We start from the raw sequence: 24,832 nt of genomic DNA on the forward strand, positions 1-24,832 counted from the left end.
TCAGTGTAGCAGAGTATGCTAAGACGTCACTCCATAACAAAAGAACCGCCTGGGTGGAAGCGGTTCTTTTGCAGACAAACTATAGGGGGTGGTGGTTAGTACTCGTCATCTTCGTACTCATCGCCGCCGAAGTCATCATCTTCCCCCTCTTCCTCCTCCATCTCCTCGGGGAGATACTGTGAGCGCTCATCCTCTTCCTTTATGGCCTCGAACCGCTCAAGGGTTTTCGGATCGGTGCAGTAACGGCCGTCCTTCTTGGAACACTCATCAAGGTCGCAAAGATCAAAGAGCTGTATCTCGCTGCAAAGGCGGCGGGGTGGCTGCTGGTTTTCCATCGGTACCTCGTTGTTCTCCACCTTTTTTACATGTATCGACGCAGGTGAGGAGAACTTTAGCAAAAAGGAATGGGTGTACTTACGCACCGCATTCTACTACATTTCACTTCCCATTGACAAACGCTACGGCCGTTTTGACATCCTCCGCGCAGCCGATATAGACCGGTGCCCGCTGGTCGAGAGACTCGGGTTGCAGGTCGAGGATCGGGATGGTCCCGGTGCTGGCGGCGCCGCCGGCGTGCTCGACGATGAAGGCCATCGGGTTGAGCTCGAACAGCACGCGGAGCTTGCCGTTGGGGGAGCCCTGGAGCGCCGGGTACATGAAGAGCCCTTTCCCCTTCATCAGCACCTGGTTGATGTCGGGGACGAAGCCGCCGGAGTAACGGAGCTTGCACCCCTTGTCCTCGAGGTGACGGATGAACTTCTCGTTCCCCTCGGTGTACTTGTTGCGCAGGCCGCCCGGGGCGTAGATGTCCCCTTCCGGCTTCATCCTGATGTTCTCGCGGGTGAGCGTGTACTCCATGAGGTTGTTCATGGTGAACTCGTGCACGCCGTCGCCCACGGTGTAGACCAGGGAGACCCTCGGCCCGTAGAGGATGTACATGGCGGCGACCTGGTTACGCCCCGGCTGGAGCAGCTCGGAGCCGGCATAGATGGAGACGATGGTGCCGACGGCGAGGTTCACGTCGACCAGGGAGGAGCCGTCGAGGGGATCGTAGGCGACCGAGTAGAGCCCGTCGGCGTTGGCCTGGCACTGGTAGATCTCGTCCATCTCCTCGGAGGCGATGTTGCAGACCACGCCGGAGTGGATCAGCCTCTTGCGCATGATCCTGTCGGAGAGCACGTCGAGGGCGAGCTGTTCCTCGCCGTAGAGGTTGGAGGTACCGGCGACGCCGAGATCACCCGTCCGGACCGCGTTGATGACGTACTTGCTCGCCTCGGCGATCTCGCACATAAGGTGCACGAGGTTGTCGCAAATGTTCTGGCTACGCAGGTGACGACGCAGATCGATCTGGAATTTCGAGGTACCGGCTTGTTTAATCATCGCAATCCTCCAACATTAAATTAAAATTATCTTACGGCGCCGTAGATTATGTCAAATGTCGTGATAAATCAAGGGAAAAAGCAAGAAAAATGGATGACGAAGATTGGATAAAGAAAAGCGGTTAACAGAGGAGAGAGCCACTGAGAGTACCGCTGACGGTGATATTCCGGTGTTACAGAGGTTATATGAGAGGATGTCGGGATGATACAGAGGGATACTGTCATGTCGCCCTGCGACAATGACACCGGCCGCCATGGCAATGCCGGAGGCACCAGGGATGAGCAGTCGGCTTTGCCCACCCCGACTGAATCCCTGGTGCCTTGAAAGAGCCGCTTTTACTCCTCGTCGGGAGCGAATCCCCGCCGCATGGTGTTCTCGGTTACCACCCGCGGATCCATGAAGTGAAGGAGGTAGTCCGGACCGCCCGCCTTGGTGCCGACACCGGACATACGGGAGCCTCCGAAGGGCTGGCGCCCGACCAGGGCCCCGGTGTTGTTGCGGTTTAGGTAGAGGTTCCCCACCCGGAACTCCCGCCGGGCCTTTTCTAGGTGCTTGGGGCTGCGGGAGAAGAGCCCGCCCGTCAGGGCGAACCTGGTGGAGTTCGCCTGCTCGATGGCATCGTCGAAGTTCTTCGCGCGCATGACGGCGAGCACCGGCCCGAAGACCTCCTCCTGGGCGATCCGGTGCTCCGGCCCGATCCCTCCCACGATGGTTAGCGGGACGAAGTAGCCGTCACCGTGGGGTACCCGGCTCTGGTAGAGCAGCTCCCCTTCCCTTCTGGCGATCTCGATGTATTCCGTGATGCTTCTCATCGCCTGCCCGTCGGCCACCGCGCCGAGATAGTTGCCGGGGTCCTCGGCGGGGCCGATCTTCAGCGCCCTGGCCATCTCCACCAGGCGGGAGACGAAGCGGTCGTAGACCGCATCGAGGACGATGACCCGCGAGCAGGCGGAACACTTCTGCCCCTGGAAGGCGAAGGCGGAGTAGATCACGTGAGGGACCGCCTCGTCGAGGTCGGCGGCGGCGTCGATGATGATGGCGTTCTTCCCCCCCATCTCGCAGACCACCCTCTTCACGTTGGCCTGCCCGGGGTTGACCTTGGCGGCCCGCTCGATGATCCGCAGGCCGACCTCCATGGAACCGGTGAAGGCGATCAGGCTGATCTCCGGGCTGTCCACGAGAAAATCCCCCATGACCGAGCCCCGCCCGGGCGTGTAATGCAGGACACCCGGGGGAAGCCCCGCCTCCCGGAAGAGCTCCATGACCTGCCACCCCACCACCGGGGTGAGCCCCGACGGCTTGAACACCACGCAGTTACCGGTCACGAGCGCGGCGGACACCATCCCCATGCTGATGGCGAGGGGGAAGTTCCAGGGGGAGATGACGGCGGCGATTCCCCGCGGCTCGTAAAAGTAATGGTTGACCTCTCCCGGGACACTCCCCACTCTTTGCGGCACCCCGAGCCTCACCATCTCGCTCGCGTAGTATTCCAGGAAGTCGATCGCCTCGGTCACGTCCGCGTAGGCCTGGTCCCACTGCTTGCCGATTTCCAGCACCTGCCAGCTCGCCAGCTCGACGATGCGGGAGCGGGCCAGGGAGGCGGCCTTCCTGAGGAAGCCGGCACGCTCCGCGGGAGGGGTGTCCCGCCAGGCGGGGAAGGCCTCCCTGGCCGCGGCGATCGCCTCGCCGATTTCGCCCACTCCGGCCTGGCAGGCGACGCCGATCACTTCACTGGGGGCGGCGGGATTCACCGAAGGGATGGTATCGGCGGTGGTCACTTCCCGCCCGTTTATGAAGAGGGGATAGCTCCTGCCCAGCCGCCCGCGGTTGCGCGCGATCTGCCGGGGAAACGCCTCCCGCAACTCCTCCAGGGTGAAATCGGCCGCCGGTTGGTTGGCGAAGGGAGCGGGCTCCCCTTTTTGGTCCGGGGGCCCTCCCCTCCCCGCCTGCCGCGACCGTTCACGTTCGGCCTTCAGGGCCGGGTCCTCCAGCAAGCGGTCGATCTCGGCTTCCTCCGCGAAACTCTGCCGCAGGAAGGATTCGTTGGCGGTGTTTTCCAGCAGCCGGCGCACCAGGTACCCCATCCCGGGGACCAGGTCCCCGTAGGGACAGTAGAGGCGGATCCGCCCCGCCACCCGGAGTATCCCCTTTCTCACCGGTTCGGCCATGCCGTAGAGGACCTGGAACTCGTAGCGCTCCTCGGGGACCTTGAGGTCGGCGGCCATCTCCATCACCGCCGAGATGGTGCGGATGTTGTGGGAGGCGCAGGCGAAATGGCAGATATCGTGGTTCTTCAAGATCTCGCGCGCTTGCCTTTCGAAGGCGGCATCGGTCTCGGCCTTGATCGTCCAGACCGGGACCTCCCACCCGTTCTGGGCGGCCCGCACCGTCTCGAAGTCCCAGTAGGCGCCCTTCACGAGCCGCACCGAGATCCCCACCCGCTCATCCCGCGCCCAGGCCAAAAGTTTCGCCAGGTCGCCGTCGGTATCCTTCAGGTAGGCTTGCAGCACCACACCGAGGTGCGGGTAGTCCCGGTACTCCATCCTCAGCCGGCGGTAGACCTCGAGGGTGATCTCCTTGTGGCGGTAGCTCTCCATGTCGATGCAGAGAAAGGCGTTCATCGCCACCGCCTGGTCGGCGATACGACGCAGGCGCTCCAGGATGGCGGCCACCGATCCCGCGAAATCCTGGGGATTCGCCAGGCAAAAGAGGGCGCTCGGCTTGACGGCAACATTCACCTTGGGCGCGTGCCCCCAGTCCAGCCCGGGATTTCCCCCTTGGCCAGGGAGCGGCTTCCACTCGCGGGATTGTTCCTCGAGGGCCGCCATCAGCTCGAGGTAGCTCTGGACGTAGCGCTCGGCCTCCTCGTCGGAGAGGGTGGCCTCCCCCAGGACGTCGACCACGAAGGCGAAGCCGTCTTTTCTGAGCGCCTCCATGTTCGTGATGGCCTCGGCGCTGTTCTCGCCCACTATGAACTGGCGGGCCATGTCGTGGATGTTGGAGGAGAGGACCTTGCCGAGCATGGAACCGCCGAGGGTGCCGAGCATCCCGGCCACCTTGGCGCCGGCGGCTAGGACCGGGGGAAGCTCCTTCTCGTGGCCGAAGTACTCCTCGATGTGGCCGGTCAAAAGCTTGGTCGTAGTCAGCGAGGGGAAGACGTCGACGAAGCGGAACATCTGGACCTTGAAGGCCTCGTTCTTCATGCTCCAGTCCATCACCTTCCCCATCCAGGCCCCCTTGTTGAAAAGGGAGGGCTTCTCTCCGGCGATACGCGAAAAAAACTCCCTGCCGCGGGAGACGATCCGCTCGTTGAGATCGCTACTGGTCATGACGGGACTCCTTTTGACTGATCGTTAATTAGGACAATGATAGCCTCCGGCGGCAGGAGTACAAGGGATCCCCGGCCTCCGCCACCGGGCACTCCTTGGCCACTCGGTCTTCCTCATCTTTCCGAGGCAATGTCATTGCCGACGGTGGCGAACCATCGAGAATGAATCTATAATTGCCCCTTTGACAACCTCCTCCGGCCTGGAAGCAAAAATTCTTCCCCATTGCCTGCGATCCGGTTACTATTACCCGATCAAAACAGTACAGCGAGGTAGATCATGAACATAGTGACGCTCCTGGGCAGTCCCCGCAGCCAGGGCAACAGCAGCACCATCGCCCGCCGCATCATCCAGGCCGCCGAGGCCGACGGCTGGACCAGCCGCACCTTCGAACTCAACCGGCTCACCTACCGCGGGTGCCAGGGTTGCTACGCGTGCAAGCAGGGGCGCGACGACTGCGTGGTGCGCGACGACATGACCGAGGTGCTGGCCGCGGTCAGGGAGGCCGACCTGGTGGTGCTCGCCACCCCGGTCTACTACGGCGACCTCAGCAGCCAGCTCAAGGCCTTCATGGACCGCACCTTCTCGTACCTGGTCCCCGGCTATGCGACCGCCCAGCAGCCCAGCCGGCTCTCCCCGAAGAAGCTCATCTTCGTGCAGAGTCAGGGACACCCGGACGAGGCGAGCTTCGCCGACATCTTCCCCCGCTACCAGTACTTCCTCAAGTGGCAGAACTTCACCGAGGTGCGGCTCGTCCGCGCCTGCGGGATCGGCCCCAACACGGTCGACGCGGTCCCCGAGCCGGTACTCGCCAAGGCCGCGGAAACCTGGCGTGAGCTGACTTCCTGACCCGCTCCTCCCGCGGAGCCCTGCTTCCTGAAAAAAATTATCGCCCCCTCCTTGCATTACTAATTGGTTTTGTATAATTGGAATACGTAAACGGCATTATCATTAGCAGCCGTCTGCGGTGACCATTAATGTAAGGAGGGTGTCATGCTCGCCCAAGCAACGGAAAATCTCCAGGAACCGGCCATCACCGCCATGTGCCGGACCAAGCAGATCAACGAGCAGTTCTCCAGCTGCCTTGCCGAGGGCAACCGCTACGGCTGCGTCTATGCCTTCCTGTTCGGCGACGGCTACCTCTGCACCCATCCGCAGCACCGCGAATTCAGGTAGCGTAGCGCCCCCCGCGACACTCCCCGCCGTCCCCTTTCCATCGCGCCGAAGCCGTCTCGAAACCGGCGCCGGCATCCCCTCCCGATCTATCGCAAAACAGCATTCTATATTAAACATATTTTAGTTGACCAGCGCCGAGCAAAGCCATAGTATCCTCCAATCAGGCTGGTCCAGCCCGAAATGGGCCGCTGTTATAGGTTTATCCCTTCCGGGGCAGACGTGGAAGGGGCCCGGCACCGTAGCTGACACCGTCACCTCCCTCTACATTTCCAGGACGAAAAAGGACCGCTTTGCCACTGAAGATCCTCCTGATCACTGACGATAGCCAGGGAGCCGCACCGGTCTGCCGTGCCCTTACCGCGGCAGGGTACACTATTGCCGAGATCAGCTCGGCGGCCGATCCCATCAAGGCGCTCCGCCAGCGGAAACCGGACCTGCTCATCGTCTACCTCGAAGGGGCCCGGGCCGCCGACTGGGCTGGCGACCACCGTCTCCACACCCCGGAAGGCCCCCATCTCATTCCGGTCATCGTCATCTCCGACCGCCGCTCGCTGGAGGCTGAGCTGATGAACGTCTACGACTTCATCCCCTCTCCTCCCGACCTCGTCAGGCTCCTCGACAGCGTGGCCGCCATCGCCCAGCGCCCCTCCATGCCGGGATACGAGGCCGCCCTCACCGACCTCCAGTACCAGGAACTGGCCGACCAGCTCCTGGTCACCGCCGGGCTGCACTTCGAGGTGCGCAACCGCTCCGCGCTCGAGCGCGGGGTCAGGAGGAGGATGTCGTCGCTTAGGATGCACAGCTGCTCCGAATACCTCGACTACCTCAAGCGGCACGCCCAGGACCGCCAGGAGATGCAGAAGCTCCTGCAGTTTCTGACCGTCGGGGAAACGTACTTCTTCCGCTACCCGGCCCACTTCCGGGCGCTCACCGCCGCCCTCCAGCGCCGCCGCCTCGGCGAGCCGGTACGGATCTGGTCGGCCGGCTGCTCCACCGGAGAGGAGCCGTACTCGATCGCCATCGCCCTCATGGAGGCGCTCCCGGACTGGAGGACGCGGGACATCAGGATCATCGCCACCGACATCAACCACGTTTCGTTGGCCAAGGCGCGGCGCGCGGTCTATACAGCGTGGTCGCTCAGGGCCACCGACGAGGCGATCAGGGGGCGCTACTTCACGAAGGAGGGAGACCACTTCGCGCTGAAGGAGGAGGTCAAGGCGCTGGTGGAATTCTTCCACCTGAACCTCAATACCCCCTGCCAGGGGAAGTTCTGCGCGGAGCTCAAGGATCTCGACGCGGTATTTTGCCGCAACGTGCTGATCTACTTCTCTCCCGAGGCGGCCCCCGGCATCGTCGCGAGCATCAGCCAGACGCTACGCCCAAAGGGGCTCCTCTTCCTTGGCCACGCCGAGTCCCTCTTGCAGCAGCAGGCCGGGCTCGCTTCCCGGCTTTTGGAGGGGAGCTTCTACTACGTGAAAGGGGCATCGCCAAAGGCGGCCGAACTGTCGCCCACCTCTCCCCCCGCGGAACCACCCCTTGAGCCGGTCGCCGACTCGCCCCCCGCGCCGCCGCCGGAACTCCCCGCCCTGTGTACGGCGGTAGAGGAGCCGCGGCAGGAGCCTATGGAGAAGGCCAGGCTCCTCTACGACAGCGAGCGCTACGAGGAGGCACTGGCGGCACTGGAGACCATCCTGGAGGGTACTCCCGCCTGCGCACCGGCCCTGGTCCTCAAGGGGTTCATCCTGGCAGGCAGAGGCGAGCTCGACGCCGCCCTGGAACTCTGCATCCGTGCCATCACCGTGGACGACCTCTTCCCCGACGCCTACTTCCTGAGGGGGGTGGTGCTCGACGGCTTCGGGCTTTTGGCCGAAGCGGCCAACGAATACCGCAAGGCGCTCCTTTTGAACCACGATTTCATCATGCCGCGCTACCACCTCGGGCAGCTGCACCTCAAGCTCGGCAAGGTCCCGGAAGCGGCCCGCGAAATCCGCAACAGCATCACCATCCTCACCCGCAGTCGGGGGGATGAGACCGTCCCCTACTCCGGGGGGCTCTCACGCGCGCGCTGCCTCGAGCAGCTGCAAAGCGTCCTCAACAAGGTCGCCTAGGCGAACAAGCCGGGGGTAACCCCCAGGCTCCCGAAGGAGCGGCACCATGCCACTTGACCAAGAAGAAAGCTACGACATCCAGACGGTACTGGCCAAGATGCGCGACGAGTACTGGCACGGCCTGGCCGAGCAGGAAACCGGCGCGGAAGAGCTCATGGACTGCCTCGTCTTCACGCTGGGGGGGGAGCGTCACGCCTTCGAGACCCGCCACGCCTGCGAGGTGATCCGGGTTCCCCGGCTGGTCAAGGTACCGGCGGTCCAGGATCTCATCAAGGGGGTCTTCAACCTGCGCGGCGAGATCACCGCCGCCATGGACGTGCGCCCGCTGTTGGGGCTTCCCCAGCCGGAACTGGGCCCCACCGGGAGGATCATCGTGGTGAAGTCGGAACAGTTCGCCACCGGGATCCTGGCCGAGGCGGCCCTCGGCGTGCAGGGGCTCCCCCTGGAGCAGTTCGAGCCCTCCCACCCTGGGAGTTCGCTGGATCGGCGGCGGCTGGTCCGCGGACATTTCAACACCGATGACGGCGCCACCATTCTTCTCGACCTCGAAGCACTCCTCGCCTCGCCGGAAATCATGGTCGGGGCCGATTAATCCAGATGCAATGATCACTTAACGCTACGGCAGCAGACAGGGGTTACCATGTCAAACAAACTATCCTTCAAGATCGTCTTCGCCCTCATCCTGGTCCAGGTCGTCATCATGACCGCCTTCTCGGTCTATTTCGTCCGCTCCCGCCGGGCCGCCATGGAAGATGAACTCTTGGCCAAGGGGAAGATCCTGGCCCAGACCGGCGGCAAATCGATGGAACGGGTGCTGAGCGAGGCGGTCGCCACCGGCCAGCTCACCCTGGACCAGCTGTTTGACGACAGGTACGTCCCGATACCGGGGACCGATCCCCAGAAGTACCACACCCAGTTCGACAGGTTCACCGACGGCGCCATCCAGGCCCTGGAGGACGAGTTCCTCCAGGACGACCAGGTGGTGTTCGCGGTGCTCGAAGACCGCAACGGCTACATCCCGACCCACAACTCCAAGTATTCGGCGGCCTTGACCGGCGACAAGGAGAAGGACAAGGCGGGCAACCGCACCAAGCGGATCTTCAACGACACGGCGGGGCTCGCGGCGGCCAAGAACCAGCAGCCTTTCCTTAAGCAGGTCTACCCCCGGGACACCGGCGAAATGATGTGGGATCTCTCGGTGCCCGTCCAGGTGCAGGGGAAACACTGGGGAACCTTCCGCATCGGATTCTCCATGCAGAAGATCGAGCAGAAGGCGGCCGCGCTGAGAAACCAGGTGGTCGGGAGCATGATCATCATGCTGATCGTCTCCAGTACCTTCATCCTCTTCGTGGTGAGCCGGGCGGTGAAGCCGCTTTTGAACCTGACCGACGCGGCCTTGAGGATCTCCAAGGGTAACCTCGACGAGACCGTACCGGTGGAGAGCAGGGACGAGATCGGGGAGCTCGCCCAGGCCTTCAACGTGATGATCACCGTCATCGTGAAGGATCTCAAGGAGGAGATCGCCAAGAGCGAGCGGCTGATCCGCTCGGTGAAGGAGGCGGTCATCCAGCTCTCCAGCGCCTCCAACGAGATGATGGCCATCAGCGCCCAGCAGGCCTCCGGCGCCACCCAGCAGGCGAGCGCGGTTCAGGAGGTGACCACCACCTCCGAAGAGATCGCCATCACCGCCAAGATGATCACCTCCAACGCCAAGTCGGTGGAATCGGTGGCCGACGACACCGCCAAGAACTGCAACGCCGGGCGCGAGGACGTCTCCAACGCCATCATGGGAATGGATCTCGTGAGAAACCAGGTGCAGAGCATCGCCCGCTCCATGCTGGAACTCGGGGAGAACAGCCAGAAGATCGGCGGGATCATCGAGATCATCGACGAGATCAGCGACCAGACCAACCTCCTCGCCCTCAACGCCGCCATCGAGGCGGCCGGCGCCGGCGAGGCGGGCAAGCGTTTCGCCATCGTCGCCCAGGAGGTGAAAAGGCTCGCCGACCGCACCGTGGAGGCCACCCGCCAGATCCACGGCCTGATCGGCGAGATCCAGCGGGCCACCAACAACACCATCATGGTGACCGAGGAAGGGACCAAGGCGGTCGACGCCGCCTCGCAGATGGTGGACAAGGTCCAGTTCTCCTTCGCCTCCATCGTCGGCACCGCCCAGGAGACCTCCCGGACCGCCAAGGAGATCTCCCTCTCCACCCAGCAGCAGACCTCGGCCTGCGAGCAGATGGCGGAGACCATGTCTGAGGTGCGGGACGTGGCCCAGCAGGTGGCCATGAGCGCCAACGAGACCGAGAAAGCCATCGCCGAGATCCTGGAACTGGCGGGAAGACTCAGGGACCTGACCGAGAAAGAGGCCTAGATGGGAAAAAGGTACATCGAGATCTTCTGCAGGGAGGCCGAGGAGCACCTCGCCTCCCTGCAGAGCGGCCTCCTGGTGCTGGAGAAGCACCCGACCCGGATGAGCCTGCTGCACGAGCTCTTGCGAAACGCCCACACGCTCAAGGGGTCGGCGCGCATGGTCGGGCTTTCCGACATCAGCGCCATCACCCACACCATGGAAGAGCAGCTGAAGGGGATGGAGCAGGGAAGCCGGCCGGTGGACGCCCCGGCCATCGACCTCCTTTTGAAGGGGGCCGACGCGGTGGCCATCATCACCTCGGCCCTCTCCAAGGGTGAGCCCCCGCCGCTCGACGTGGAGGCCTTCGTCGCCGATTACGAGCGCGGCGAGGTGGGACGCTCCTTCGCCACGGCGGAGCCACAGGAGGTGATCCCCGACCAGTTGAGCGAGACGGTGCGGGCCAACGTGAAGACGCTGGACGCCCTGGTCAACCTGATCGGGGAGATGATCATCAACAAGAAGCGCCTGGAGGCGAAGCTTACCCGCCTGCGCGGGATCGAGCGGGAGGCCACCGGCGCCGCCGCGGAGCTCTTGGCCCCCTTCCGGCGCGACCTCGAGGAGGACATCCTCTACCTCGACTACCTGATCGCCGAGCTCCACCAAAAGGCCATGGCGCTTCGGATGTTCCCCCTGAAGAGCATCTGCGACGGTTTCGAACGGATGGTCAGGGACCTCGCCCAGGCACAGGGGAAGGAAGTCCGCCTGGAGACGGTGGGTGCCAACATCGAGATGGACCGGGTCCTTTTGGAGGGGCTCAAGCCGATGCTGATCCACCTTTTGACCAACGCGGTCTGCCACGGGATCGAGACCCCCGACCAGCGGGAGAGCAAAGGGAAAAGCCGCCAGGGCTCGGTGCGCATCACCGCCCGCCACGAGGGGAGTTCGGTGGTGGTCGAGGTGCGCGACGACGGCAAGGGGATGGATCCGCTGAGGATCAAGGCGGCGGCGGTCGCTCGTGGGCTCATCGACCAGCGGGACGCCGAGGCGATGCGGGACGAGGAGGCGCTCTACCTGACGCTGCGCCCCGGCTTCTCCACCGCGGAGGTGGTCACCGACGTGGCCGGCCGCGGGGTCGGCATGGACGTGGTCAAGAAGAACGTGGAGCGGATCAAGGGGAACCTCACCATGACGAGCCAGGTGGGGAGCCACACCGAGATCTCCCTTCAGCTCCCTCTCTCCCTCTCGGTGCTCGACGCCCTGATCGTCGCCAGCGGCGGGGAGACCTTCGCCATCCCCATCAACTACGTGCAGGAGATCCTCAGGGTCGGGGAAAACGAGATCACCACCATGGGAGGAACCGAGGTCATCAAGGTCCGCGGCACCACCACCCCGGTCTACAGCCTCTCCGACGTACTGGAGCTCCCCCGCCGGCAGCTCCTCCCCGGCGCGCGGATGACCGCCCTGGTGCTGAAACTGTGCGACCAGCGGATAGCCTTCACCGTGGACGCCCACCTTGGGAACTCGGAGGTGGTGGTCAAGGGGCTCGGCAAGCAGTTCAGAAACGTTACCTTCCTGTTCGGGGCGACCATCCTGGGGGACGGCAACCCCGCCCTCATCCTCAACGTCCCCGATCTCTACAGCGCGGTGGCCGAAAAGAACCGCCCCGGACTGCAGAAGAGCTGGGAGGTCAAGGTACAGCAGCGGGTGCTGGTGGTTGACGATTCGATCACCACGCGTACAATGGAGCAGAGCATTCTCACCGCCAACGGCTATCTCGTGGAGACCGCGGTCTGCGGGGAAGACGCCCTGGAGAAGGCGGCCGTCCGGGATTTCGACCTGGTGATCTCGGACGTCGAGATGCCCGGCATCAACGGATTCCAGCTCACCCGCCAGTTGAGAGCCACCGACCGCCACCGGGAAACCCCGGTGATCATCGTCTCCTCCCTCTCCCGTGACGAAGACAAGCGCCAGGCCATGGAGGCGGGAGCCCAGGCCTACATCGTCAAGGGCTCCTTCGACCAGGGGATGCTCCTTGAGACCGTGCAGATGCTGATCGGGTAGCGAGAGTCGGCACCTCACGAAAACCAGCAACCAGTAACAGATCATGAAGCAGCAGTGGGTGTCGAAATCCTGCTGGCTTAATGGATACCGGGCGGGATGATGATTCGAGTACTAATTGCAGACGACTCCCTCCTGGTTCGCCAGGTGCTGACCGATATCCTGGAAGAAAGCGGGGAGGAGATCGCAGTGATCGGCTACGCCTGCAACGGCAAGGAGGCTGCCGAGCGCACCGTCGGGCTCAAACCGGACCTGGTCATCATGGACCTCGTGATGCCGGGGGTGGACGGGATGGAGGGGATCGAGAAGATCATGGCCAACACCCCCACGCCCGTGCTCGTTCTCTCCGCGGCGCTGGAGGGATGCGAGGGGGACCAGCCCGGCAACGCCATCCGCCGCGGGGCCCTGGACGTGATGCTCAAGCCTGACCTGGGGGCACCGGGTGCACTCAGGGTCTTCTCCCAGCGGCTCATCGAAAAGGTGAAGGTGCTGGGGGGGATCAAGGTCACCAGGCACCCGCGCCGCAAGCCTTCCCCGCCGCGCCAGGAGGAGACCCGGCAGCAGCCGTCGGTTCCCCCGAAGATCCTGGCCATCGGGGCCTCCACCGGCGGTCCGCGGGCGGTGATGACCCTTTTGAGAGAGCTCCCCGCCAACTTCCCGGCCTCGGTCTTCGTGGTCCAGCACATAGCCCACGGCTTCGCGGCGGGGTTCGCCACCTGGCTCGACCGCGAATGCGCCCTGCCGGTCAGGGTCGCCGAAGACGGCGACCGTTTCCTACCGGGGTTGGCGCTGGTGGCCCCCGACGGCTGCCACATGACGGTCAGCGACGGAAAGATCAAACTCGTGCAGGGGGAGCCGGTAAATTGCTGCCGCCCTTCCATCGACGTCTTTTTCAACTCGCTTGCCGAGCAGAAATGCAACCAGGTGGTGAGCCTGCTTCTGAGCGGGATGGGAAAGGACGGAGCCCAGGGGCTTCTCAGGATCAGGGAACAGGGGGGAACCACCCTGGTGCAGGACGAGGGGAGCTGCGCGGTGTTCGGGATGCCCAAAGCCGCCATCGGACTGAGGGCCGCCGACCAGGTACTCCCCCTGGACCGGATGCCGTCGGCCATCTCGCGCCTCTTCGCGCTCGCCTAGCCGAAGCCGGTTGCCGCCCGGTCACCACCGGGGGCGGCTGAAATCATAAAGGAGATAAAAGACTTGAACCAAACGATACTCATCATCGATGACAGCGACCTGGTCCTCGCCATGGCCAGGGACGCTCTCGAGGACGCCGGCTACCGGGTGGAAACCGCCACCAACGGCATCGAGGCCAACCGCTTCATTTTCTCCCGTCAGAAACCGGACCTGATCATCATGGACATCATGATGCCCATGCTGGACGGCAACAAGAAGGCCAAGATCCTCAAGGACAACGAGCTGAGCCGGGACATCCCCATCCTGCTCCTATCCTCCAAAAGCGACGAGGAGATGCGCGAACTGGTCCGGGAAGCCGGCGCCGACGGCTACATCCTCAAGCCGTTCTCTCCGGCGCAGGTCGTCGGCAAGGTCCGCTCCTGCCTCGCCTCCCGCTAGGGGAGTGCGCCTTCATCGACCCGCAAGGGTTCGATGAGGGCGCCTCTCCTCTCCTCTTCGCTCCAACTGTAAAAAAACGAACTGTGAAAAATTTTACAATAGTGTTCAGGTTGCTGTTTTTCCAGCGTTTTATCCAAAAATGCACCCCGGGTTGTAAAAAAATTCACACCGCGCGCCGCCCCTCCCCTCCTTGCCTCCCGCTAATAACGGGGGTTTTCAGGCCGTGCACTTTGGCACGGTTATTGGAACCAGCAAGGAGTTATGTGGTTACATCGGTAATGGAGGGTGTCCATGGACTACCAATACAGCATCATCAACCAGTGCCTCCAACTTCTCAAGCAGAGCGACATGCCGACCATCAAGAAGCTTCGGGTTGAGATACAGCTGATCCAGATGAAGAGGCTTCTTCTCAACGAGGCGATCCCGAAGGAAGCGGAGAGCGGCGTCTGCAGCGAGGACAAGTTCGAGGGATTGCTTTCCCAGATGAGGAGAATCTGCGGCGGGAACTACGAAGGCGAGGCCTTAACGAGCCTCATGGACCGCATCGGCGACATGCTGATGGTCCTCGGCGGCGACCACCTCACCCAGTGAGGCATCCGCTCCTTTGGCGGGAATGAGAACCCTGGCCAGGGTCCCCTGGCCAGGCTCGGAGACCAGCAGCAACCTCCCCCCATGCTCGGCCACGATAAACTGGGAGATATAGAGCCCCAGGCCGCTCCCCCCCCTGTCCAATTTGGTTGAAAAGAACGGTTCAAAGAGTCTCTCCATGGTCTCGGCACCGATGCCGGTGCCGCTGTCTTGAACCTCCACTACCACCTCGTTGGATCTCTGGTCGAAACGAGTCATCACGGCCACCTCGCCGCAGGCGTTGGGAAGCGCCTGCATGGCGTTCATGATGAGGTTGATGAGCACCTGCTCGATCTGCTGCTGGCTTCCGACGATGACGGGAAGGTCGGTGCCGAGCGAGGTCTTGAGCTGGATGTTCTGCTTCATCTGGCAGGCGAGCACCGAAAGAGCGGCAGTCACCGCGTCGTTGACGTTGAGATTGGGGCGCAGCCGCGAACCGTCCCCGACACCGTACTCGCGAAGCCCCTGCACGACCCGGGCGATCCGCTCGGAGTTCTCAACGATCTTGGCGGCATTCTCGGAAAGCGCGGTGCGCGCGGTCTGAAACGGGACCCCCCCGAGGTAGAAGTCCCCCTCCTCCTCCCGCACCCGGTCAAGAAGCGGCACTACGTCGGCCCAGATCTTGGAGATCATATGCCCGGAAAAGCGGATGGAAGCGTTGGGATTATTGATCTCGTGGGCCATGGAGGAAAGCAAAAGCCCCAGCGAGGTCATCTTGTTGGTCTGGATCAGGCGGGCCATGACCCGCTTCTTCTCCTCCTGCACCTCGAGCTTCATCGCCTTGAGTAGCTCTTCCTGAAGGGAGAGATTCTCCAGTTCCCTGAGCTCGAGGGAGGCGGCCATGGCGTTGATGGCGTTCGCCGAACGGGCCAGTTCATCATCGCCGGGGAGATCGACACGAGTGGAGAGGTGGCCGGAGCCGATCTCCTCGATGCCGGCCAAGAGGAGTTTGAAAGAGCCGGTGGCCCGCTTGAGGATCTGGTAGCAAAGCAAGGAGACCATGATCCAGAAAAGGGTGCCGATGGCGAGCGAAGCGATCAGCAGGTTGTTCAGCTGGTCCCGGACGCCGGAGGTATCGAGCCGGAGGTGGACCTGGCCGATGACCCGGTTCTCTCCACCGGGGGGACGGCCCAGGAGTGCCGCTTCTGGGGAGAGCATCTGGCCGGGAGAGGTGATCGGCACCTCCATGTCGATGGTCTCACCCACCTTCTCCTTCCGGCTCCTCGCCTCGGTCAAAAGCTGCCCCTCGGCGCTCTTGATCGACACCTCGATGACCGAGGAGTGGCGGACGGTGTCGGCCGCCATCAGCGAGAGGGCGTCACGGTTCTCGGCGAACAGCGGGAGGCGGGCATTTTGGGCCAGGATGGTGGCCATCAGCTTCCCTTCCCGTTCCAACGTGGTCCGGTAGCCGTGGCTTTCGGTGATGACGTAGACCAAGGCAAAGGCCGCGGTCAAAAGCGCGATGGTCGCCGAAAAGATGAGGTAGAGCCTGAAGCTGAAGCTCTTGAGGTAGGAGGAGATGCGGGAGGACTTTTTCACTAGCCCCCCGTGCCGCTGATCTTCAGCCTGCGCAGGACGCCGTCATTGGTTCTGGTGAGCGCCTTGCGGGGAGACTGGGGCGGAAGTTCGTCGATGGGGGTACCGGAGAGGAGGCTTTGGGCCATCTCCCCCACCTGCTTGCCGATGTCGTAGCGGTCGATGCCGAGGGATACGGCCCCCCCCATGGAGAGGTAGACGTCGGCAAAGGTGACCACCGGGACCCCCTGGGATTGGGAAAATAGGAAGTATGCCTCGGTGGAAGCTGGGGATACCGCCGTGACGTCAGGGATCATCCATAGGGCCTCCACCTTCCCCCTGAGGGATTCCAACACGGCCGGGGTCTCCTTGGGGACCCGCACCTCGCGGGTGATGAGTTCGATGCCGGCCCGCCGTGCCGCGAAATGGGCCCTGCGCAGGTAGGCACCCGAGCGGTTGGGATCGTAGATCACCCCTACCTTCTGAACGCCCATCGAGTTGAAGACCGACAGGTAGCGGGAGGGATCGAGCAACATGGCCACCCCGGTCACCCCTTGGCGGACCTTGGGATTGAGCGCCATCATGTACAGGACCGGGACGTTGCGGGCCTTCTCGGCCACCGCTAGCGCACGTTCCCCCACGGCGATGATGACGCGGGGATGTTCCTCGCGGATGATACGGGTGATGTCGGTCTCGACGTAGTCGGAGAGGACGAGGGTACGCATGGTGGCGTTCGAACCGCGGCGCGCGCCGCGAACGGCTTCATCGTACCCCTTCTCGTGCAACGATTGCAGGACGAGGATATCGTAGGCCAGGGCCGGAAGAGGCAGCAGGAACAAGACCGCTATTAGGGCGGCTCTCAGAACTGGCATCTGATCCCCACCTCACCCCACCGTCCGGGATTCTTGTAGAAGTAATGGCTGTACTGGTCGCCATTGAAGATGTTCCGCAGGGATCCGTAGAATTCAACCGCCACCTGGTCGGTATAGATCACCTTCTTGGCGAGGTGTAGGTCCCAGATCATTTCGGTCTTGGCCTGGTTTTCGGCGTCGGAGACCCAGTCTATGTAATGACCGGTAAGCTCGGCCCGGAAGTTGTGGCTGTCCTCGTACTTGGCGCCTACATTCAGGGTATGGCGGGCGATGCCAGTCACCGCGGCGCCGGTGTCGTCTACCTCGGCGTCCACATAGGTATATCCGACCGAGAGCGAGGTAAAGAAGACCGGAAGGGTTCTCGCCTCGACCTCGACGCCTCGCTTGAGCTGCCGCTGCATGCTCTGGCTGCCGTCGGGGTTTTGGACCGAGATGTCCCAGGTCTCGTTGCGGAAGAGGGTGCCCTTGAGCCAGAGGTAGCTGATGTCGGCCGATTCGATCCCGACCTGGGAGGTCCAGACCTTTTCCAGCGAGTTGGCCCGGTTGAGGGAGGTGATGCTGTAGCCCTTGGCTGTGTACCCACGCAGCACGGTGTTTTCGGTCAAGGCATAGGTGATGCCGAAGCTGGGGCTGAAGAGATCGCCGCTGATCAAGCTATGGTCGTAGCGGACGCTGGGAGTGACGGCAAAGCGGTCGAGGGTGAAGGTATCGTTGAGATAGACCCCTACCCGATCGTCTCTGCTGACCAGGAAGTCGGCCCGGGTCTGCGGCTGGCTCAGGTGGGCCTTAAGGTGGTCATAGTCGACCCCCACCACCACGCGCTGGAGATTGTCGAGGTAGGTCAATTTGACAACCCCGCCGTTGCTGACCTCCTCGTCCCTGACATCCCTCAGCAGGTCTCCGGTGGAGAGGCGGTAGTACAGGAGGTCGGAATTCATCCGCCTGGTGCGGTACATGGCATCCAGGCTGATCCGGTCGGTGAAGGGATATTGGGCCGAAAAGGTGGCGATCAGCTGATCCAGGTCGTTTTGCCGGTTCAGGTCCATCTCGGCGACCTGCAGTTCACCGCGGTTAACATCGCTGTAGGCTGAGGTCAGGCTGAGTGAACCCTGGCCGGGGAGATCGTAGCGGAGCTTGCCGTAGAAATGGTCGAGACTGACCATGTTGTTGGGGAGCAAACCGTCCGAGCGAAGCTTGCCGCCGGTCAGGTAGTAGCCGAATCCGCCGGTCGTGCCGGTGAGTTCACCGCGGCCGTCGACGGTGGATGCCTTACCGACCGAAGCGGAAACCGTCCCCCCCACCCCCCTGTCCAGTTGGGGAGACTTGGTGATCACGTTGATCACCCCGCCCAGGGCGTTGCCCCAGGAGGAGGACGCTGCCCCCTTGACGACCTCCACCCGTTCGATCATCTGGACCGGGATGGAGATGTCGGGGAAGTTGTCGGCCAAATTGTTGATGGGAACGTTGTCGATGAGGACCAGGATATGGTTGAAGTTTGACCCCTGCAGTTCCACGAAGGTGGCCGAACCGGGGGTGCGGCTGTAGTCGATCTGGACCCCGGCCACCAGATTGAGCACATCTACTAGCGTGTGGGCGTTGAGGGCCTCTATGTCCTTTGCGGTGACGACGGTGATGTTTTCTGCGGTCTGGGAGGCGGGACGGGGCGATCGGCCAACGGAGACGGTTTCGCTCTGGGAGCCGTTGTACAGTTCGAGGGAGCGCAGCTCGTCCTCCTCCGCATCGGCGGCGGAGACCAGAAGCAGCAGGCAGAGCAGGGCCAAGGAGTATGGCCACGTCCACCTGAAAACGCCCAGTATGTGCCCTCGCCTCCTCGTCAAAACACCCCCCTCACTGGAAAAATATAATAAATATTTTTAAATTTTTATTGCCCAACTCATAAGACTGTGCTAATCTAACATATGTTGGACGTCGAGTCTAGCTTTCAATCAAAAAAAAACGGAGGTGATACCCATGGGCCAGTTTGAAGAACCCCTCGTCGTAATCGAGGCCGGGCAGGACCCGGAACTCGAGGAAAGTATTGCCTGTTGCTTGTGCTCTTTCCTTTTCATCTAACAAGCACGATCCCAAGATGCCCCGGTCTCCCCGGGGCATCTACCTGTTCCCTGCCCGAGAACGGTTCCCTTTAAACAGCGAGAAAGAGTTACCGAAGGTTTCCCGACATGCATCTATCCCGTTATCTCAAAATCTATCCCTCCAAAGACAAAGCCGGCTATTTTCTCCTCTTCTCCACCCTTCGCAGTTCCACCGCCCTCGTTTCCGGCACCACCCTCAGCGCCGTGCTGAGCGGGTCGACGTTGGGCCCCGAAGGGGAGACCCTGAGAAAGCTCGGCATGCTGGTCGACCACCCGAGCGTCGAGCGGGAACTGGTCCGTTCCGTCATCGACCGTGCCAACAGCAACCTGCGAAACTTCAGGGGGGTGGTGGTGCTCAACCTGGACTGCAACCTCGATTGCGTCTACTGCTATGAGGGGGGATTTCGCCACGAGCAGTACATGTCGAAAGAAACGGCGGCTCAGTTGGTGGAAACACTCAAGAGAAACCAGCTCGAGAAGGGGATGAACGTCACGCTCACCTTTTACGGCGGCGAGGCCCTGCTGTCGGAGGATCTTATCTGCGCGATCTCGCAGCCGCTGATGGAAGCCGCCCAGGCCCATGGAGTCACCTACACCTTCGACTTGGTCACCAACGGAACGCTCCTCAACCGGGAGACCGCGCTGAGGCTCATCCCCTACGGGCTGCGCGGCGCGAAGTTCACCCTGGACGGTCCGCGGGAGATCCATGACCGGCAGCGGCCATTCAGCTCAGGAGCGGGGAGCTTCGACTGTATCGTAGGGAATCTCCTGGAGGTGTACGACATCATCCAGGTCATGCTGGGTGGCAACTGCCGGGAGGACAACTACCGGGAGTTTCCCCGCCTGCTCGATTACCTCGTGGAAGCCGGGCTACGGCCCGAGAAGCTCCACCGGGTCCTGTTCACCCCGGTCACCGCCAAGGCGGGCTGCACCGAGCACGGCTCGGAATGCGCGTCCTCAAGCGAACCGTGGCTGGTGGAAGCGCTCCCCCTCCTGCGCCAGGAAACCATCTCCCGCGGATTCCCGGTCCCCAAACTGAAGGCATCCGCCTGCGTGGTGGAGTTTGACCACAACATCGTCGTCAACTATGACGGGACCCTCTACAAGTGCCCAGCTTTCATGGGGTACGACGGATTCAGCGTGGGGAACATCGCGGAGGGCATCTCCGACTACAAGCAATCGCATGGGATCGGAAACTGGCAAAACGATGAGTGCCTAGACTGTCCTTATCTCCCCATTTGTTTCGGTGGCTGCCGTTTCCTCAACTTGCTCAACGACAAGCCAATCTCCACGCTCGACTGCCGTCGGGCTTTCTACGATGCGGCCCTGGAGCAGATGGTCCTCATGGCCGTCCCCCGGATCCAGCGTAGAGAAGCTCCCCTCCCCACTCCCACCCAGGCCGTCGACTACTGCATCTAGCCGCCGGCGCAGTTACTGCTTTTCCTGCTTGAGCCTTTTGTTCAGGGTGGGACGGGTGAGACCGAGCAGTTCCGCCGCCATGGTCTGGTTGCCGTTGGTGAGCTTCATAGCCTCGGCGATCAGATACTCCTCCGCCTGAAGCACGGTGGGAAACTTCCCGAAGACCGCCAGGAAGGGGTTGTCAGCATTCAGCGGGGGTTGGGGAGCCCTGGAGGGGGCGGGCTTGAGGCCGAAGTCGGCGGGCGTGAGAATGCCGGTTTCGCTGCAGGTGACCGCGTGGTGCACCATGTTGTAGAGCTCACGCACGTTCCCCGGGTACTTGTACTGCTCCAGGGTGGCCATCAGGCCGGCAGCCAGCGCCGGCTTCGGTTTCCCGAGTTCTTCGGCCGCCATGTGGGCAAAGTAATCGACCAGCGGCCCCACATCCTCGATCCTCTCCCTGAGCGGCGGCACGTGGAACTCGTGGGCGCAGAGCCTGAAATAGAGATCGTTTCTGAACTTTCCCTCCGCCCTGAGCGCGGTGAAGTCGACGTTGGAGGCGGCGATCACCCGTGCATCGCTCTTCAAGAGGAGATCGGAGCCGATCCGGTAGTATTCCTTCTCCTGCAAAAGGCGCAACAACTTCACCTGCGAGGCCATGTTGAGGTCGCCGATCTCGTCGAGGAAGAGGGTTCCGCCGGCGGCGGCGGCGATGAGCCCCTCCCGCTGGCTGTCGGCGCCCGTGAAGGCTCCCTTCTTATGACCAAAGAGGGTGTCGGAGAACATCATGTCGTCGAGGCCGGCGGCGTTGAGGCAGATGAAATCTCCTTTCACACCCGACACCTTGTGGATGGCGCGGGCCAAGAGTTCCTTGCCAACCCCGGTCTCGCCGGTGATCAGCACCGGGAGACGCGAGGAGGCGATCGCCTCGATGTACTGGAAGATCCCCCGCATCTTCTTGGCGTTGGTCACGATGCCATCGAAGGCCTCCGGGTGGCGCAGCTTGTCCGCCAGCAGGTAATCCTTCAGGATCTTGTTCTGGTTGCCGAGGTCGCTCACCTGGAGCGCCTTCTTGACGGTGGCGACCAACCGGTTGGGGTCGACCGGCTTGGTCAAGAAGTCGAAGGCCCCTTGCTTCATACAGCCGACGGCAGTCTCCACGTCGCCCATGGCGGTCATCACGATCACCGGGACCTCCGGGTAGTCGGCCGCGAGGGCGGCCAACACCTCGGAACCGCTCATCCGGGGCATCATCCAGTCCAGGATGACGGCACTTACCTGATGCTCCCGGATGAAGGGGAGGACGGAGGTGCTATCGGAGATGGTGGTGACGTTCTGGATATCGCTGGAAGCGAGCAGCAGCGAAACTTCGGTGAGGATGGTCGGTTCGTCATCGACCACCAGCATATGCTTTTGGTTAACCGATTGCACTGTCATCTGGTACCGTCCGGGAAGACTGATTTAGAAGTTTCAAATAATAGCGTCAATATGTACTATCTTCAACTTATTTCAATCCCCCCCGGCATTTTTTCTCCCCAAGGGGCTCCTGACCGTGCAGGGAACCTGTTGCATCCGGCCGCGAATCGTCCTAATCTGTTGGCGACAGCAAAGGAGCCCTCTCATGTCCCCCACCCCACGGCAATTGTTGGAAAAATATTTCGACGGCCAGCCGGAAGCCCTCGACATCGTCTACCGCCACAGCCGCAAGGTCGCCGACAAGGCGCTCGCCATCGCCGGCAACAGCGGCCTCAGCCTGGACCTTCCCTTCATCGAAGAGGCCGCCCTTCTCCATGACATCGGCATCTGCCGGGTCGACGCACCCAAGCTCAAGTGCTTCGGCGCCGCCCCATACATCTGCCACGGCGTCATCGGCCGAGCGATCCTCGAGGCGGAGGGATTCCCTCGCCATGCAATGGTCTGCGAGCGCCACATCGGCGTGGGGCTCACCGCAAGCGACGTCGAAATCCAGAAGCTCCCCCTCCCCTCCCGCGACATGTCCCCCGAGTGCGCCTGCGAGCGCGTAGTGGCCATGGCGGACCTCTTCTTCTCCAAGAGGCCGGGCGAACTGGAGAGGGAGAAAAGCCCCGACCAGGTGCGTAACGAACTGGCGGTGTTTGGCAGCCAGAAGGTCACCATCTTCGAAAGCTGGCTCGAGCAGTTCGCAGTCCGCTGACCCCACGCAAAGTGGGGCCGGCCATGGCAACCGGCCGTCGTCTGCGACGGGAGCGGCAAGACGATGAGGGCCGCAGCCAGGCGGTACACCACCTTTCCCTTTCCCCGAAACGAAGAAAACGGCAAACTGTGCTATACTTCTTCCGTTTCTCCCGTAGTATCCCCCTCCACAGACCGTCATCCGGGGCCAACGCCCCCAACCCTTTGGCGAAGGTGCGCGATGGGAAAGCCGCTACGCGTCCTGATCGTGGAAGACTCCGAAGATGACGCCCTGCTCCTCGTCTTCGAACTGCGCCGTGGCGACTATTCACCGATCTTCACCCGGGTCGACGGCGTCGAAACCTTGGCCAAGGCCCTCAAGGAAGAGCGCTGGGACCTGGTGATCTCCGACTACGTCCTTCCCGGCTTCAGCGGCCTTGAGGCCCTCCGGATGGTCCGCGGCAGCGGCCTCGATCTCCCCTTCATCATCGTCTCCGGCAAGATCGGCGAAGACACCGCCGTCAACGCCATGAAGGAGGGGGCCAACGACTACCTCATCAAGGGGAACATCTCCCGGTTGGTCCCCGCCATCGAGCGGGAGATGCAGGAGGCCGAAGTCCGCAAAAAGAGGCGGGAGGCCGAGGCCGCCCTGATAAGGAGCGAGCGTCGCTACAAACGGCTGGTCGCCGCGGTCACCGACTACATCTACACGGTGACCCTGCGCGAGGGACAGGTGGTCAACACATCCCATGGCCCCGGCTGCCTCACGGTCACCGGCTACAGCTCCGGGGAGTACCAGGAGAACCCCTTCCTCTGGTATCAGATGATCTTGGAGGAGGACCGTCCCGCGGTCACCCGCCTCACCGAGGAGATCAGGGCCGGCCACGACATCCCCTCGCTGGAGCACCGCATCCGGCACAAGGACGGCTCGCTCCGCTGGGTCATCAACACCATCGTCCCCCGTTACAACGAACAGGGGGAACTGATCGCCTACGATGGCCTGATCTCCGACATCACCGAGCGCAAGAGGGCGGAGGAGTCGCTCAGGCTGCAAAGCGCCGCGCTGCAGGCCGCCGCCAACGCCATCGTGATCACGGACAGCGACGGGATGGTGATCTGGGTGAACGAGGCGTTCACCAGGATGACCGGCTATCATCCCGAGGAGGCCAAGCAGCGGGACTTAAGCTTTCTCAGAAGCGACCTGAACCCGCCCCATTTCTTCCAGGAGATGAAGCGCGCCATCAACGCCGGTGAAGTCTGGCAGGGGGAGATGGTGAACCGGAGAAAGGACGGGACCCTGTATCCCGAGGAGCAGACCATCACCCCGGTGACCGATGAAAGGGGAGTGATCCGCTACTTCGTCTGCATCAAGCAGGACATCACCGAGCGCAAGGATGCCGAGCGGGCGCTGCTGGAAAACGCCAGCATGCTCAAGGAGATGGAGATCGCCAAGCAGATCCAGCTTTCCCTGCTCCCCCCCGCACCTCCCCCCCTCACCGGGATAGACTGTGCCGGCCGCTGCGTCCCGGCCAGCCACATCGGCGGGGACTACTACGACATCTTTCTCCACAACGGCCACCTCGACCTGGTGATCGCCGACGTCTCCGGCCACAGCGTCGGCGCCGCCCTCATCATGGTGGAGGCCAGGAGCGTGCTGCGGGCCCAATTGAAATCCCTCAGCCGCCCCCGCGACATCGTCTCCGCCTTGAACGACCTCCTGCACGAGGACCTCAGCCGCTCGGAACTCTTCATCACCCTCACCTACCTGAGCCTCGAGATCGGGACCCGCCGCCTCGCCTTCGCCAACGCGGGGCACCCCCCCACCCTCCTCTACCGTCCCGCCGCCGACTGTTTCATGGAACTGGACGGCGAGGGACTGATTCTCGGGATCAAGAAGGGGGTGAACTTCGAGGAGCCGTCCATCCAGGTGGAACGGGGGGACCTCCTGGTGCTCTACACGGACGGCGTGGTGGAGGCCGAGCGGGAGGGAGGGGAGCAGTTTGGCAGCGAACGGCTCAGGAAGGTTCTTGCCGAGCACCACCAGGAGCCAGCCGCCACCATCATCGCTACCGTTATCGAGACGGTCCGCGGCTTCGCCGGCAACGGCGGGGTCCAGGACGACATTTCGCTTTTGCTGTTGAAGTTCATGTGACTTGACGGCACCGATACGGTCGTGTAAACATACGCCATCTCGAGC

19 protein-coding genes are annotated in these 24,832 nt (G+C 62.6%); 12 read left to right on the forward strand and 7 right to left on the reverse strand.

The genetic code is table 11. The annotated features are described in order from the left end of the window. Positions 1-95: 95 nt before the first annotated feature. The 3 genes from ACYVL5_RS08275 to pruA all read right to left on the reverse strand — a co-directional run bounded on the left by ACYVL5_RS08275 (position 96) and on the right by pruA (position 4,709). Positions 96-335, reverse strand: coding sequence for a hypothetical protein (locus ACYVL5_RS08275; RefSeq protein ID WP_460595086.1), 240 nt, complete (start codon positions 333-335; stop codon positions 96-98). A 103-nt stretch (positions 336-438) separates the two neighbouring features. Continuing rightward, a complete protein-coding gene (locus tag ACYVL5_RS08280; protein ID WP_460595087.1) occupies positions 439-1,380 on the reverse strand; it encodes a class 1 fructose-bisphosphatase in 942 nt (313 codons plus the stop codon). Positions 1,381-1,715: 335 nt separating this feature from the next. Next, positions 1,716-4,709: an L-glutamate gamma-semialdehyde dehydrogenase gene (gene pruA / locus ACYVL5_RS08285; protein WP_460595088.1), complete on the reverse strand. Its 2,994-nt coding sequence runs from the start codon at positions 4,707-4,709 to the stop codon at positions 1,716-1,718. Between the two features lie 276 nt (positions 4,710-4,985). Between pruA and ACYVL5_RS08290 the strand changes: the two genes are divergently transcribed. The 9 genes from ACYVL5_RS08290 to ACYVL5_RS08330 all read left to right on the forward strand — a co-directional run bounded on the left by ACYVL5_RS08290 (position 4,986) and on the right by ACYVL5_RS08330 (position 14,570). After that, on the forward strand, positions 4,986-5,555 hold the full coding sequence (locus ACYVL5_RS08290; RefSeq protein WP_460595089.1) for a flavodoxin family protein: 570 nt from the start codon (positions 4,986-4,988) through the stop codon (positions 5,553-5,555). Between the two features lie 144 nt (positions 5,556-5,699). Then, positions 5,700-5,882 carry a hypothetical protein gene (locus ACYVL5_RS08295; RefSeq protein ID WP_250678247.1) on the forward strand — a complete coding sequence of 61 codons (183 nt, stop codon included), beginning with the start codon at positions 5,700-5,702 and terminating at the stop codon, positions 5,880-5,882. A 290-nt stretch (positions 5,883-6,172) separates the two neighbouring features. Continuing rightward, entirely contained in the window at positions 6,173-7,990 is a 1,818-nt protein-coding gene (locus ACYVL5_RS08300) for a CheR family methyltransferase (protein WP_460595090.1), read from the forward strand. Positions 7,991-8,036: 46 nt separating this feature from the next. Further along, positions 8,037-8,582, forward strand: coding sequence for a chemotaxis protein CheW (locus ACYVL5_RS08305; RefSeq protein WP_460595091.1), 546 nt, complete (start codon positions 8,037-8,039; stop codon positions 8,580-8,582). A gap of 48 nt (positions 8,583-8,630) precedes the next feature. Beyond that, the gene (locus ACYVL5_RS08310) at positions 8,631-10,367 is read left to right on the forward strand and encodes a methyl-accepting chemotaxis protein (RefSeq protein ID WP_460595092.1); all 1,737 of its coding nucleotides are present in this window, start codon (positions 8,631-8,633) and stop codon (positions 10,365-10,367) included. After that, positions 10,368-12,407, forward strand: a complete 2,040-nt coding sequence (locus ACYVL5_RS08315) for a hybrid sensor histidine kinase/response regulator (protein ID WP_460595093.1) — start codon at positions 10,368-10,370, stop codon at positions 12,405-12,407. Between the two features lie 99 nt (positions 12,408-12,506). Next, positions 12,507-13,541: a chemotaxis-specific protein-glutamate methyltransferase CheB gene (cheB, locus tag ACYVL5_RS08320; RefSeq protein ID WP_460595094.1), complete on the forward strand. Its 1,035-nt coding sequence runs from the start codon at positions 12,507-12,509 to the stop codon at positions 13,539-13,541. 63 nt (positions 13,542-13,604) lie between these two features. Beyond that, positions 13,605-13,979 carry a response regulator gene (locus ACYVL5_RS08325; protein WP_460595095.1) on the forward strand — a complete coding sequence of 125 codons (375 nt, stop codon included), beginning with the start codon at positions 13,605-13,607 and terminating at the stop codon, positions 13,977-13,979. A gap of 291 nt (positions 13,980-14,270) precedes the next feature. Further along, positions 14,271-14,570 carry a hypothetical protein gene (locus ACYVL5_RS08330; protein ID WP_460595096.1) on the forward strand — a complete coding sequence of 100 codons (300 nt, stop codon included), beginning with the start codon at positions 14,271-14,273 and terminating at the stop codon, positions 14,568-14,570. Here ACYVL5_RS08330 and ACYVL5_RS08335 read toward each other — a convergent pair. From ACYVL5_RS08335 to ACYVL5_RS08345, 3 genes are read right to left on the reverse strand one after another with little or no spacing between them, the layout of a single operon-like run. Next, a complete protein-coding gene (locus tag ACYVL5_RS08335) occupies positions 14,502-16,145 on the reverse strand; it encodes a sensor histidine kinase (protein WP_460595097.1) in 1,644 nt (547 codons plus the stop codon). The two genes, ACYVL5_RS08330 and ACYVL5_RS08335, sit on opposite strands and share 69 nt — an antisense overlap. After that, entirely contained in the window at positions 16,145-16,993 is an 849-nt protein-coding gene (locus ACYVL5_RS08340; RefSeq protein ID WP_460595098.1) for an ABC transporter substrate-binding protein, read from the reverse strand. The genes ACYVL5_RS08335 and ACYVL5_RS08340 overlap by 1 nt, the downstream gene beginning before the upstream one ends. Continuing rightward, positions 16,981-18,774, reverse strand: coding sequence for a TonB-dependent receptor plug domain-containing protein (locus ACYVL5_RS08345; RefSeq protein ID WP_460595099.1), 1,794 nt, complete (start codon positions 18,772-18,774; stop codon positions 16,981-16,983). Before ACYVL5_RS08345 ends, ACYVL5_RS08340 begins: the two co-directional genes overlap by 13 nt. A 399-nt stretch (positions 18,775-19,173) precedes the next feature. Between ACYVL5_RS08345 and gptM the strand changes: the two genes are divergently transcribed. Continuing rightward, the gene (gene gptM / locus ACYVL5_RS08350; protein WP_460595100.1) at positions 19,174-20,505 is read left to right on the forward strand and encodes a geopeptide radical SAM maturase; all 1,332 of its coding nucleotides are present in this window, start codon (positions 19,174-19,176) and stop codon (positions 20,503-20,505) included. Between the two features lie 12 nt (positions 20,506-20,517). Here gptM and ACYVL5_RS08355 read toward each other — a convergent pair whose 3' ends face one another. Beyond that, positions 20,518-21,921 carry a sigma-54-dependent transcriptional regulator gene (locus ACYVL5_RS08355; RefSeq protein ID WP_460595101.1) on the reverse strand — a complete coding sequence of 468 codons (1,404 nt, stop codon included), beginning with the start codon at positions 21,919-21,921 and terminating at the stop codon, positions 20,518-20,520. Positions 21,922-22,105: 184 nt separating this feature from the next. On the opposite strand from ACYVL5_RS08355, the gene ACYVL5_RS08360 reads away from it, so the two are divergent. After that, positions 22,106-22,657, forward strand: a complete 552-nt coding sequence (locus tag ACYVL5_RS08360) for an HD domain-containing protein (RefSeq protein WP_460595102.1) — start codon at positions 22,106-22,108, stop codon at positions 22,655-22,657. A 219-nt stretch (positions 22,658-22,876) separates the two neighbouring features. After that, the gene (locus ACYVL5_RS08365; protein WP_460595103.1) at positions 22,877-24,787 is read left to right on the forward strand and encodes a SpoIIE family protein phosphatase; all 1,911 of its coding nucleotides are present in this window, start codon (positions 22,877-22,879) and stop codon (positions 24,785-24,787) included. The last annotated feature ends 45 nt before the right edge of the window (positions 24,788-24,832 follow it).

This window comes from Geomonas sp. Red276 (assembly GCF_054784495.1).